9 protein-coding genes are annotated in these 14,083 nt (G+C 41.3%); all 9 read left to right on the top strand.

Annotation, left to right across the window (positions count from 1 at the left end; all coding sequences use genetic code 11):
• Window positions 1-2: 2 nt before the first annotated feature.
• The 9 genes from BQ8014_RS01000 to BQ8014_RS00960 all read left to right on the top strand — a co-directional run bounded on the left by BQ8014_RS01000 (window position 3) and on the right by BQ8014_RS00960 (window position 14,077).
• Window positions 3-2,804 (top strand): T9SS type A sorting domain-containing protein, encoded by a 2,802-nt coding sequence (locus BQ8014_RS01000; protein WP_080902722.1) that lies wholly within the window; start codon window positions 3-5, stop codon window positions 2,802-2,804.
• A gap of 883 nt (window positions 2,805-3,687) precedes the next feature.
• Entirely contained in the window at window positions 3,688-4,344 is a 657-nt protein-coding gene (locus tag BQ8014_RS00995) for an ABC transporter ATP-binding protein (protein ID WP_080902721.1), read from the top strand.
• Between the two features lie 42 nt (window positions 4,345-4,386).
• A complete protein-coding gene (locus tag BQ8014_RS00990) occupies window positions 4,387-5,094 on the top strand; it encodes a helix-hairpin-helix domain-containing protein (RefSeq protein ID WP_080902720.1) in 708 nt (235 codons plus the stop codon).
• Between the two features lie 27 nt (window positions 5,095-5,121).
• Window positions 5,122-7,173 carry a helix-hairpin-helix domain-containing protein gene (locus BQ8014_RS00985; protein WP_080902719.1) on the top strand — a complete coding sequence of 684 codons (2,052 nt, stop codon included), beginning with the start codon at window positions 5,122-5,124 and terminating at the stop codon, window positions 7,171-7,173.
• A gap of 354 nt (window positions 7,174-7,527) precedes the next feature.
• Entirely contained in the window at window positions 7,528-10,329 is a 2,802-nt protein-coding gene (gene uvrA, locus BQ8014_RS00980) for an excinuclease ABC subunit UvrA (protein WP_080902718.1), read from the top strand.
• A 112-nt stretch (window positions 10,330-10,441) separates the two neighbouring features.
• Window positions 10,442-10,807 carry a hypothetical protein gene (locus tag BQ8014_RS00975; protein WP_080902717.1) on the top strand — a complete coding sequence of 122 codons (366 nt, stop codon included), beginning with the start codon at window positions 10,442-10,444 and terminating at the stop codon, window positions 10,805-10,807.
• A 3-nt stretch (window positions 10,808-10,810) separates the two neighbouring features.
• Window positions 10,811-11,737, top strand: a complete 927-nt coding sequence (locus tag BQ8014_RS00970; protein WP_080902716.1) for an FAD:protein FMN transferase — start codon at window positions 10,811-10,813, stop codon at window positions 11,735-11,737.
• Complete coding sequence (gene rsxC, locus BQ8014_RS00965; RefSeq protein ID WP_080902715.1) at window positions 11,734-13,017, top strand: electron transport complex subunit RsxC; 1,284 nt, start codon at window positions 11,734-11,736, stop codon at window positions 13,015-13,017. The genes BQ8014_RS00970 and rsxC overlap by 4 nt, the downstream gene beginning before the upstream one ends.
• Window positions 13,004-14,077 carry an RnfABCDGE type electron transport complex subunit D gene (locus tag BQ8014_RS00960; RefSeq protein ID WP_080902714.1) on the top strand — a complete coding sequence of 358 codons (1,074 nt, stop codon included), beginning with the start codon at window positions 13,004-13,006 and terminating at the stop codon, window positions 14,075-14,077. Before rsxC ends, BQ8014_RS00960 begins: the two co-directional genes overlap by 14 nt.
• Window positions 14,078-14,083 lie beyond the last annotated feature (6 nt).

Raw genomic sequence — 14,083 nt, 5'->3', positions numbered from 1 at the left:
ACATGATAAAAAAGAAATTATTACCTATCACCTATATATTGGGATTGTTTTTGTACTTTCCTTTTATGCTGTCGTCGCAAATTAGTGAAGGAGGCATTCCTCCCAGTTTCGAACATACATCCTTATTGAAAAGCGCTGTGGCCGCCCGTTCCATACCTATTGACTTCAGCGTTGAAGACTTGAAGACAGTAGACGCATGGAAGGTATCCCAAGGGGCTCCTTTGAAAGTAGCTACCATCCTTCCGGCCGAATTGAATCTCCAAGATTCAGGCCAATGGGTTACGTTGGCCAACGGACAAAAAGTCTGCCAACTTCGTATCCAGGCTAAAAACGCCATTGCTTTGATGCTTTACTACAAACGCTTTTACATTCCCCAAGGAGGTAAGCTTTTCATCTATAATATGGAAAAAAGCCAGGTATTGGGAGCCTATACTTACCAAACCAATCCTCCCAAGACCAGTGGTTTTGCCACTGAATTTATAGCCGGAGACGATCTCATTCTCGAATATGTACCGGCCGAAAGCGGAGAAGAGCCTCAGATAGAAATAGAAGGAATCGGTTATGGATATAATCATTTATACATCAGTCATAATGCTTCTTCTTTGAAGAGTACTTCGGGATCCTGCCAAGTCAATATCAACTGTGAAGAAGGCAATGCCTGGCAAGCGGAGAAAAAGGGAGTTTGCCATACCATCCAAAAAATAGGAAACAGTTCATATATCTGTTCCGCTTCTCTTTTAAACAATACGGCGGAAGACTTAAAACCTTATATCCTGTCAGCATACCATTGTTCTATGAATGAATCTACCGTTGCTTCGGCTGCTGATATGGAAAAATGGGCTTTCTATTTTCATCTGGAGCGGGAAAGTTGTGACAATACTTCGCTCCCAATAATTTACAAAACGATGGTAGGATGCAAGCGCATCGCCTATACTCCGATTCAAAGCGGATCGGACGGCTTACTTCTTTTGTTGAATACGTCTATTCCCGAAAGCTATAACGTTTACTATAACGGATGGGACCGGAGGGATACGCCTGCACAGTCAGGAGTTTCCATCCATCACCCGCAAGGAGATTACAAAAAGATTTCGACCTTCAACAAGCCGGCCAAAAGTTATACATTCAATGGTACGAATGGAACAACAGGAACAAAAAATGCCCATTGGGATGTAATTTTTGTCGAAACAACCAACGGACATTCCATAACGGAAGGGGGATCTTCCGGATCTCCTCTCTTTAATGAAAGTAAATTGGTAGTAGGCAGCCTTACGGGAGGAAACTCCGAATGTACTATACCGGAGGGCGACAACCTTTACGGAAAACTCAGCTATCATTGGGATAAATATCCGACGGATTCTACACGGATGGACATCTATCTGGATCCTATAGGAAAAGGTTCAGCGACAACTTTAGCGGGAAGATATGCCAATATTTCTAATCCAACACCTACTAATCTTACGGTTTCTTTCGCCAACCAAAAAGTTACTTTGAACTGGACCGCCCCGGTAACATCGCTTTCCGTCAGCTATTATAATGTCTATGCAAATAATACTTTTATAGGTTCAACCGAAACAACCGGTTTTGTGGATTCCTCTCCCGAATACGGTTCACAAACCTATAGCGTCTCAGCTGTTTACTCAGACGGAAACGAATCTTCATTTGTTTTTACTTCCATCTATATAACAGAGTACAAACAACCTACTGATTTAACGGCCAAACGTATAAATGCAACAGAAATAACTTTGAATTGGAAAGCTCCCGTATATACACAAAATATTTATTGGAGAAACGACGAAGACAGCCTATTTAAAATAGGATTCGGAGGAACTCCCTTTTATTTCGGGCAACGATGGGATAAAACCGAAATAGCCTCTTTGCATAAAAAAACAATTATTTCGGTGAACTTCATTCCTATGGAGAACACAGATTATGTACTGTATATTACCCAGGGTGGAGAGGGATACAGGCAAACACTTACTAATTTAAAAATTGATCATTTTTATAATGTTGTCCTTACGACTCCATTCGTTTTAGATTCTTCAAAAAATTTGATAGTTTCCTTCTATGCCTCAAAGTATGGTGAAAAAGATTACCCGGCCATTATCGATAACGGACCAAGCATTGCCGGCAAAGGAGATATATTCTCCCTTGACGGAACTACCTGGGAAAGTTTATATGATAATGATTTTGATAATAACTTTTATTTATCAGCTATTCTTTCATCGGAGGAAGGAGAATTAAAAACAAGTAGTTATTCCTCTGCTCTTTCTATTCAAAAAAGCAAAACTAGTAAAACTGCCTTATTAAAATCTATTCCTTCTTCATTGAATGAAAGCATAAAAACGACTTCCACGAGCCAAAGTTCCTTGCCGGCTGCTTTCCCCGAACTCACAGGATATAAGATTTACCGGGATAATAATCTTATTTCAACCATTCCGCCGAATCCTACCCAATATACAGATAAAAATATAGATGGCAGTGATCATATCTACTACGTAACCGCTCTCTATGGGATGGAAGAGGGAAAGGAAAGCGATCCTGTACCTGTAGCCAATGAAAATATTGATTTAATAAAGAATCAATTAAATATAGTCCCTACCATATTCTCAAACCAAGTGCAGTTAATCAGTACGGAAGAGATCCGTCAGGTTAGCATATATTCTTCCGCCGGACGATTGGCTCTTCAAATAGATTTTCCTTCGGATGTAATCGATACAAGTTCATTGCCTGTAGGTAATTATTTTTTCCGTTTACAAACCAAAGGAGGAGAAACTAAAATTATAAAAGGTATAAAAAAGAGATAATTTGATTATTATCAATTAAATATTTTTTAGCAATCGGTTTTAAAACAACGAATTCCAAACGAAGCAGTATATGTAGCGCAGAAATCGTTTTAGTAAGAAACGAAATCATTGTGAATAAAATATACAGTCTTATTTAATCCGAGCATCGCGCTAAAAGTTTTCAATAATCACCTTTGAAAACTTGTTAATAGAGAGTAGATAACTAGTGAATAAAATTTCGCTCATACTATTTCATGTCCTAATATTATTTCCGTATATAATTATTACGATATTATTACGAAATAATTACTATTTTTTATAGAGATTTTATGAACTCATCTTATCGACTGTTTTCAAATGCTCAAATTCATTTTTTTTCTTCACCGCAGCTATATTAACAAAAAATAGATAAATCAATATAATATACATATTACCAATAATCTACTATATTCATTACTTGTTCATAACCTTTTCATTATTGAATTTAAATTCTTAATAACGACATAAGCAATGATAGGAATGAAAAACTATCAACGCTTTCAACAAGCCATTATGACTACCATTTTCTGTTTTGAATTTTTTTAAAAGATAATAAGATAATACTTATCGGTGGAAAAGTATTAAAAGCGGAAGAGTAAAATCCTGCGTTTGCCTGACCGGTTAATTCGATCAGGTGTTTGACGAATATAGAACACGTGTTTCACATCTGTCAAACACGTGTTCTATAGCCGTCAAACAGTTACTTGTGTTTAGTAAGGAATGACAGAGAGTATACATCTGTATGATAAATACTCTAAGGTTTCTTTGCTATGGTAAGACAGCTTTAAAAGATTGGCAATGAAAATTAAACCTTTTGTAAATTGTTTTCTCTATTTTTGCATACATCTATTTATGTATTTAAAAGATGATAAAAACAGAAGGTATTACCAAAAGCTTCGGGATGCTTCAAGTACTGAAAGGCATCGATATTTCTATCAATAAAAAAGAGATTGTATCGATTGTAGGGCCCAGCGGAGCTGGGAAAACAACTCTTTTGCAGATTATAGGTACTTTGGATAAGCCGGATCAGGGAACTGTTCTTGTTAATGGTATAGACCCTTTTCGCCTGAAAGAAAAGGATATTTCTTCTTTTAGAAATAAAAATATAGGTTTTGTTTTCCAGTTTCACCAATTGCTTCCGGAGTTTACAGCATTGGAGAATGTGATGATTCCGGCTTTAATAGCTAAGGAAAAAGCTTCGGTTGCCGAAAAGAAGGCAAAAGAGTTACTTCAGTTTTTAAAGCTGACGGACAGGATGACGCATAAGCCGTCTGAACTTTCCGGCGGAGAGAAGCAAAGGGTTGCCGTAGGGAGGGCCTTGATCAATAATCCGGCAGTGATTTTGGCGGATGAACCTTCGGGAAGCCTGGATACAAAAAATAAGGAAGAATTGCATGCCTTGTTCTTCGAGTTACGAGACAAAATGGATCAGACCTTTGTGATTGTAACTCATGACGAACAATTGGCTGCTGATACGGATCGGATTATCCATATGATAGATGGAACAATCATAGATAAATAGAAGGATACCGATAACTTATACCATAACCTTAATTAAAATACTATGTTTTGGCGTGATTTCTTTTATTTCTCCAAGGGAGAAAGGATCGCATTGCTCGTACTCCTGTGTTTGATTGTTATTGCAGGAATTATTCTTTATTCGACAGATAAAAGAACGATTATTGCTGCTAATTCTTCTGTTGCTTCCGATACGGTCAGGGGAGCAATTCCAACCAACCTTTCGTCCGCCGGAAAACAGGTTTCTACGAAAGAAGAAAACCTATCTTTACGGAAAGAGACAGTGTCTGAAAGGGTAGAGCGGTTACATCGTTCGTACCAGCCTTATCAAAAGCAGGAAAAATTTCCGCCCGGAACTATTGTGGAGTTGAATACAGCGGACACGACAATTTTGAAGAAGGTACCGGGAATAGGTAGTTACTTTGCGCGGAGAATCATAAAATTCAGAAACCTGTTGGGAGGTTATGCTTCCGTTAATCAGTTGAAAGAAATCTATGGGATGGATGAGGAACGTTTCGAATCGATTGCTCCCTGGTTTTTTGCGGATGTAAAACTGATAAATAAATGGCCGATAAACCGTTTGCCGGCAGACTCTTTACGGCGCCATCCCTATCTGAACCGTGAACAAGTCAGTATCCTTTTGAAATTGAGGAAACGAAAAGGAGGTATCAGCGGGTGGAAGGATATGAAACTATTAGAGGAATTTACAGAAGCCGATTCTCTTCGCTTAGTTCCTTATTTGTCATTTGATTAGTTTATTGTTTACCTTAACCTTACTGCTATGAAAAAACAATTGGTTGTTTTATTGGAATGTTTTTGTTTTATGTTTTTCCGGCTGAACGCACAACAATCTGCCCGATGGATGGATTATCTGGAAGAGATGGCTGTCGAAAATGAGAATGAAGAGCAGATGGAAACTTTATTTACGGAACTTTCCTATTGGGCCGATCATCCGACGGATCTGAATGAAATAAGTATAAGCGAGTTAAGACGGCTCCCTTTTTTATCCGACAGGCAAATAGAGGATATCATTCTTTATAAGAAGAAGTATGGGAAATGGGCCACTATTTACGAACTGAAAAATATAGAATCATTGGATTTTGAAACGATTTCTCTGCTGCTTCCCTTTGTTTATGTAGGAGAATGGAAGGAGGAACAAAAGTCATTTACTTTAAAAAACCTGATGGAGAGAGGTAAGACTGAAATTCATATTCGTTACGATAGGGGGCTTCAGGAAAAGAAAGGGTATAAATACCAGCCGGATAGTATTCTCAGGAAGTATCCTAACCTGAAATATTTAGGAGAACCTTTTTATCATTCCTTCCGTTATTCCTATGCATTCGGTGACCGGTTACAATTCGGATTTTGCGGGGAAAAGGACAGCGGGGAACCTTTTCTCAGGAAAGAGCATATAGGATACGACTTTTATTCGATTCATCTTTTTCTAAAAGATATGGGAGCATTAAAGTCATTGGCTATTGGTGATTATAAAGTTTCTTTCGGACAAGGATTAGTAGTAAGTAACGATATTTCTTTTTGGAAGAGTTCTTTAATGCTTCAGCCCGAACAACGGAACAATGGTTTCCGCCGTCATTTCTCAACCAATGAAACGGATTTTTTCAGAGGAATCGGCGTTACCGTTTCTTCTCATAAATTGGATTTCAGTTTGTTTTACTCATTCCGAGGAATGGATGCGACAGTCAATGGAGATAATGAGATCACTTCTTTAAAAACAGATGGGATTCATCGTGTACCCCTGGATATAGAAAAGAAAAATAGATTTACAATGCATACGATGGGAGGAAATATCCGCTACGCAAGTCCTGATTTAGCCATTGGCATAACGGGAATAACTTATGACTATGGGGGCTTCCGGGTAAATCCGAAGCTAAAGCCTTATAACCGCTACTATTTCCGCGGGAAAAAGAACAGTAATGCGAGTGTGGATTACCTTTGGAAGAACCGTTTCGTAAAGTTCTACGGCGAAACAGCCATTTCCGAAAATAAAGCCTTGGCGACAATAGATGGAATCCAATTTACGCCATTCTCCTATTTATCGGGACTGGTCCTGTATAGAAATTACAGCCGGCGTTACCAAGCCTATTTTGCAAATACAGTCTCTCAGAATACCATGATACAGAATGAGGAAGGAGTTTATATAGGCATACAGTCCAATCCTTTCTCTTATTGGAAATTTTCTGCCTATGCCGATTTATTCCGCTTTCCCTGGTTGAGATATTTGATAGATGCCCCTTCGAAAGGCAGGGAATGCAGGATACAGTCCGACTATTCGAAAGCGAATGGATTTTCTTTCTCAATGAACTATACCTACAGGAAAAAAGAAAAGAATGGCAAAAATAAAGAGGGGGAAATACGGATTTTGCCCTATGAACAACATCGGGTGCGCGGACAAGTCAGTTATTTGCTTTCCTCCTCTTTTACGATGCGCACTTCTGTAGAAAGTATTTGTTACATTAAAACGGATAAGGAAAAGAGCTATGGATGGATTTTTTCCCAGAATAGCGGGTGGAATCCGGAGAAATTTCCATTTAAAATAGATTTTTATGCAGCTTATTTCAAAACCGACGATTATGATAGCAGGGTTTATTCAAGGGAAAAGAATCTTTTATATGCTTTTGCTTTGCCTTCTTTTTATGGGAAAGGCATTCGTTTTTCTTCCGTATTCCATTGGGAAGTAGCAGATAGGATGGATTTGTCAGCGAAAATAGGGTGGACGCATTATTTAGATCGTGATGTGATAGGCAGTGATCTGGAAGAGATAGAGGGAGCTGATAAAACGGATATAAATACTTCTTTCCGATGGAAGTTCTGAAGAAAGTTGCTTTTACAGGAATGGATTGGACGGAAAGCTTTGCAATAAAATGATTAGGAAAAGAAAAAAAATCCTTCTACTTACCAAAAGCAAAAGGATCAAAAGAGAATTTTAGAGATACAATGTGGTCTTATTAGATCTTCTTTTATAGTTCAATCAAAAAAGTGTTTCTTGTAGTAAAATGTTTACAGTACAAATGTCTCCCTTTATTGTTTCATAAAAGTGAACAAACCCATACATTTTTGTTAAATTAAAAGGAAAAAGGAATCCTATAAGTTGTATAAAAGAGGATCAATCAGAACGGATTGATTTTTCGTATATTTGTCCTTTCTAAAAAAATGGGAAAAAATAGGTATGTCAGTTACTAAAAAGAGTATTGATAAGGAGATCCTTATTAAGGGAGCCAGGGTAAATAATCTAAAAAATATAGATGTAGCCATTCCGCGGGACCAATTGGTAGTCATTACCGGATTATCCGGAAGTGGAAAATCATCGCTTGCCTTCGACACGTTGTATGCGGAGGGGCAGCGAAGATATGTAGAGAGCCTTTCCGCCTATGCCCGCCAGTTTCTGGGACGCATGAGCAAACCGGAATGCGACTACATCAAGGGAATCCCCCCCGCTATTGCCATCGAGCAGAAGGTAAATTCGCGTAATCCGCGCTCCACGGTGGGAACTTCAACTGAAATTTATGATTATTTGCGTTTATTGTTTGCAAGGATAGGGAAGACAATCTCCCCTGTTTCCGGACAAGAAGTAAAAAAGCATCAGGTAAGCGATGCCGTAAAAGAAGTATTGGCCTATCCGGAAGGAACTCGCTTTGCCGTCTACGCACCGGTTATCGTACCCGAAGGGCGCACCATGAAGGAGCAGTTGACAATTCTTCAGAAAGAGGGATACACCCGCCTGGAAATAGACGGGACAATCTATCGCATTTATGAGGTATTGGGAGATGAGAAGCTGTTAAAAGCAAAGGAAATAGAATTACTGATCGACCGTTTGACGGTGTCGGACGATAGGTTACTGAAAACGCGTCTGGCCGATTCTGCGGAGACGGCTTTCTATGAAGGGCAGGATAGTTGTAAAATTCGTGTTTTCTTGCCTGGGGAGACCGTCTTATTAGAATATAGCAAGCGTTTTGAAGCCGATGGTATAATTTTTGAGGAACCGACGGACAGGATGTTTAATTTCAATAATCCGATAGGAGCCTGCCCTGTTTGCGAAGGTTTCGGCAAAGTATTGGGCATTGATGAAAACCTGGTTATTCCCGATAAAAGCCTTTCGGTTTATGAAGGGGCAGTGGTCTGCTGGAAGGGCGAAGTGATGGGCGAATGGCTACGGGAATTCATACGGAGCAGTGCGAAATATGACTTTCCGATTCATCGGGCTTATTATGATCTGACTGAAAAAGAAAAGGATTTGCTTTGGCACGGGGCTAAAGGTGTGCATGGGATCGATGATTTCTTCAAATTTGTAGAAGAAAATCTCTATAAGATACAATACCGCGTGATGCAGGCCCGATACCGTGGCAAGACCATTTGCCCTGCTTGTAAGGGAAGCCGTTTGAAACCCGGAGCCTTATATGTGCATGTGGGGGGAAAGAACATCGCGGATTTGGTTTCGCTTCCTATTACCGAACTGAAAGATTTTTTCGATACCTTGGAACTGAATGAGACGGATGCTGCGATAGCAAAGCGTTTGCTGGCGGAGATCAACAGCCGCATACAGTTTCTTTTGGATGTGGGACTGGGATACCTAACCTTGGATCGTTTGTCATCCACTCTCTCAGGCGGGGAAAGCCAGCGGATAAATATAGCGACTTCATTGGGAAGCAGTTTGGTAGGTTCGCTTTATATTTTGGATGAACCGAGCATCGGATTGCATTCGAGGGACACGCACTTATTGATCGACGTATTGCGTAAATTGCAACAGTTGGGCAATACGGTGGTGGTCGTGGAGCACGACGAGGAGATTATCCGGGCGGCGGATTATATCATCGATATCGGCCCGAAAGCCGGCCGGCTGGGAGGAGAGGTCGTCTATCAGGGATCAATAAAGGATTTGCAGTTGAACAGCAACAGCTATACGGTGAGATACCTGACAGGCGAGGATCGGATTGAAGTGCCTCCGTTCCGCCGTCCGTGGAACAATTATATCGAGATAAAGGGAGCGCGCAGGAATAACCTGAAAGGAATAGATGTCCGGTTTCCTTTGAATGTAATGACGGTGGTAACCGGGGTAAGCGGTTCGGGTAAAAGTACGCTGGTACGGGATATTTTTTACGAGGGAGTTAAAAGGGCTTTGGATCATTCCGTTAGTTTGGGAGTGGATTGTAACAGTATTACCGGTGACCTGCATTTGGTTGAAAGCATAGAATTTGTCGATCAGAACTCGATAGGGAAGAGTTCCCGTTCGAATCCGGTCACATACATAGGCGCCTACGATGAGATCCGCAAGCTTTATGGAGACCAACCGCTTTCCAGGCAGATGGGATATACGTCGGCTTATTTTTCTTTCAACAAGGAAGGAGGCCGCTGTGAAGAGTGCAAGGGCGAAGGAAAGATTACCGTAGAGATGCAGTTCATGGCTGATATAACGTTGACTTGTGAAGCCTGCCATGGAAAACGTTTCAAGCAGGAAATACTGGATGTAGAATATCACGGCGTAAATATTTATGATCTACTGGAGATGACGGTAGACCAGGCGATCGAGTTTTTTAGAAAACAGACCGATTCCCAGGAGAAAAAGATTGTAAAAAAACTATTGCCTCTTCAGGAGGTCGGATTGGGATATATAAAGCTGGGGCAAACTTCTTCCACGCTTTCGGGCGGCGAGAACCAACGGGTAAAGTTGGCTTACTATTTGGGACAGGAAAAACAGCAGTCAACGCTTTTCATCTTCGACGAACCGACGACAGGCCTCCATTTTCACGATATCAAAACCTTGTTGAAGGCTTTCAATGCATTGATAGAGAAAGGGCATACGGTAGTGATTATCGAGCACAATATGGACGTGATCAAATGTGCCGACTATCTCATCGATTTGGGTCCCGAGGGTGGCAAGGAGGGCGGTTCCCTTGTTTGTTGCGGTACGCCGGAAGCGGTTTCCGCCTGTTCGGATTCATATACCGGACATTATTTAAAAGAAAAGTTGTAACTTATTTTATGGAAGTTATCACAACAAGTAAAGTATTTTTGCTGTTTTAAAACAGATAGGAATATTATTCTATCTATGAGAGTGCTAGGTTATTATTAGTAAGAAAGTTTATATGAAATCATTTTTTAATCAATGGATCAGGCCTGCCGGATTATTTTTTTTCGGAGTGTTTATGATTGTTTGGGGTTATATAGCGAATGCTTCCAATAATGCGAAGGTTAAAGAAACGCAGGATCTTGTGAGCAAGGAAGAAGAAAATAAACTTGCCGGCGAAGAAACGGGAGATTCTACAAGTATAGAGGATACGGTAGCAAATCCGGCAACGCCGGTCTCGTTGGAAAAAGATTCCGTTCCTGTTGCACAAAAGTCCGGCAAAGGGAAGAAAGATAAATCGTCCGTTGACAAATCCAAAAAAGAAAAGGCGCCGGTAGTGATCGAAACGGAGAAAAAGGCAGAAGAAGCATCCGGCACGAATTAAGGGATGAGTTTGTTATATAAGGCACAGACACGGTTTTTGTTTCATGCTCATATAAAGATTAAAATATCTGTTTTTTATGAGGATAGGTTGTTTGATGTTTTATTTGGGATATTGGAAGAAATCGATAGGAAATACAATTCTTACCAACCGGGATCTTATATAGATCGAATTAATAAACACGCAGGACATTTTGTGGAGGTGGATGGAGAAACCATCCGTTTATTGCGACGGGTCATTTCTTTATCGGATCGCCTGGACGGAGACTTTGATCCGACGATCATGCCGCTTATCCGTCTCTGGGGATTTTACAGGGAAAATCAACGCACAGTTCCTTCCCGGGAAGAGATCGGGCGGGTGAAACCTTTGATTAATTATAAAAACATAATTATAGAAGGCAATAGAGTTCGCATAGGGGAAGGACAGGAAATCATTACGGGATCATTTATCAAGGCTTATGCCGTAGATTGCCTGACAGATCGAATGGAGAAGTTGGGGATCAACGATGCGATCATTAATGCAGGGGGTAGCACCATACGGGCGATCAATAACGAAGGGCATCCTTTCTGGGAGATTATTGTGAGGGAACCGGTGGATGATTCTATTTTATTCCGCCTCAATATAGGCAATCAGTGTTATTCCACCTCTTCGCAGGCAAAGACTTTCGTGGAAATAGGAGGTCGCCGGTATGGGCATATCCTTGATCCCAAATCCGGTTATTCCTCGGCAAACAAGGAGGTGGGAATTGTTTCCGAAAACTGTCTCATGGGAGATATCCTTTCTACGGGACTATATAATCAGACGGCCGGTGGTTTTCTGGAGAAGATGGAATTTCTTTCTTCCTTTTATCCAATAGAAGGCTTTATGATTGATGAAAATGACAATAAGGTGTTTACTAAGGGTTTTAATCAATATATAAAAGGAGAAAAATGAGAATGCATATCTTTTCAATGAAGGGAATGACCAAGAAGGAAAAGATCCGGCAGATAAAAGACGCTCCCGTCTTGTATGTTCCGCTTCTTCAGCAGATAGGCCAGGCAGCCCTTCCGACGGTTTCCGTCGGGGAAAAGGTAAAGAAATACCAGCTTATAGGACAGGCCCATAAGGGATTGTCTGCCAATATCCATGCTCCGGTTTCCGGAGTGGTGCAAGCGATTGAAGACTATCCGCTGGCAGACGGAACAGCCGTTCCTACTCTATTTATAAAAAATGATTTCAAAGAGACGGAGGAAGAACGTACGATCTTTCGCTGGGAAGAATTGAGTCCGGATGAGATTATAGGATTAATCCGGGAAGCCGGTATCGTCGGTGAGGGGGGAGCGCAATTCCCTACTTCACTTAAATATACTTTGGATGGGAAGCGGATTCATACATTGATAGTCAACGGGACGGAATGTGAACCTTATCTTACCGCCGACTATGCATTGATGGAGCAACATACCGGTGAACTGCTCGAAGGAATCCGGATTATAAACAAAGTACTTCAGGCGGAGCAAATCGTGATTACCTTGGAAGAACAGAATAAGGAGTTGGTGAAAGTCTTTGCTCCCTTTCTTCCGGAAAATCCGTTGGTTCGTTTGCAGATTCTTCCGAATGAATATCCCCAGGGAGGGGAATTACAATTGATACAGTCGGTATTGGGCTTTGAGTTGCCGAGGAATCAACTTCCGAGGGATAGGGGAGTGCTTGTCAACAATGTAGGAACGATTTATTCCGTCTATCAGGCGGTCGCCCGCCGGATTCCTTTAGTGAGCCGTTTCATAACCCTTTCCGGTGAAGAATCCCTGCATTATGGAAACTATGAGGTCAAGGTCGGAACGCCCATCTCCCATCTGTTGGAGGAGTTGCATCTTTCGGCAGAGGGAAAGATACTTGTTTTGGGAGGGCCGATGATGGGAAAGTTTGTCGAATATCCGGATGCATCTTTTGTCAAGGGCTCTTCCGGTCTGTTGCTATTCAGGAAACAAGTAGTGGAGCGTCAGAATTGCATCTCATGCGGTTATTGCGTGGAAGTATGCCCGATGCACCTGATGCCGATGAAGTTCGAGGAAATATACCGTACGGGAAAATTCTTTAAATTGGAAAAGTACCAGTTGAGTAATTGCATTGAATGTGCGGCCTGCGAATATATTTGCCCGAGTAACGTACCGCTGATCCAGAGTATAAAAGAAGGGAAAAAGAAAATAAAAGAATTAGCCCATGCAATCCGTTAAAATACAGTATCCGCCCTTTGTCAGAGCCAATGACAGTACGTCGAAAGTGATGTTCGACGTTATACTTGCCTTGATTCCCTGCCTTGTTTTTTCTTATTTTGCTTTCGGGTTTGTTCCGGTCATGGTGATCTTGGTAGCTGTCGGGAGCGCCTTGTTAACAGAGTTTATCTTTTCAATGATCTTCTGGAGCAAGAAAAACTCCGTAACGGACGGTTCGGGGATTGTTACAGGCATCTTGCTTTCCTGCACAATCGGCGCCTTTACGCCGCTTTATGTCGTCGCTTTCGGAGGAGCGATGAGTGTCTTGTTCGGTAAATTGCTATGGGGAGGATTGGGACGGAATCCCTTTAATCCGGCATTGGTCGGTCGGGAGTTTATGACGGTGTTCTTCCCTACCGTCATGACTTCGGGTAGTATCTGGTACGATCGGACGGCGGTTAATCTATCCGGAATCAATCTCTTCGACAATGAACTGCTGAACGGCTTATTCTTTAGACCTTCGGGAGCTATCGGGGAATATTCCATTCTGTTTTTGACGCTCGGAGGGCTTTATCTTTTGTTTAGGCGTCGCATTTCCTGGCACATCCCTTTTGCCTTGTTTGCGGCTTTCAGTTTGCCCCTTTACCTGCTGCTTTATTTAGGAAACAGCCTTTCTTTTTCACTGGGAGGATTGATGTTGGGAGCCATATTTATGGCTACGGATATGCCGTCCAGTCCTTCTACCTCTTCCGGAAAAATCTTTTACGGGGCGATGATCGGGCTGACGGCGATCCTCTTTATCCTCAACGGGGTCAATTATGAATATATGTCTTATTCCATCTTGCTTTTGAATGCATTCACCGCTCCTGTCAATTGGGTTTTCCGCCCAAGGATCTGGGGACGGAAACTGGATTGGTCCAATCGTTTGGGGCAAGGAGTAGGCATCACTGCCGGAATACTTCTGGCAGCTTATGCAATTGCTTACCTTCATCAAATAGGTGGCATCCAATATCTATTGTATGTCTATATTGCTTTTTGCATTATCCGTTTCAACAGTCTGTATATCCGGAAACGTATTTGATTCCTT

The sequence above is a fragment of the Parabacteroides sp. Marseille-P3160 genome (assembly GCF_900162725.1).
GTDB lineage: Bacteria > Bacteroidota > Bacteroidia > Bacteroidales > Tannerellaceae > Marseille-P3160.
The sequence above is the reverse complement of the archived record's forward strand: the minus strand, read 5'-3'. Positions and strand labels throughout refer to the sequence as shown.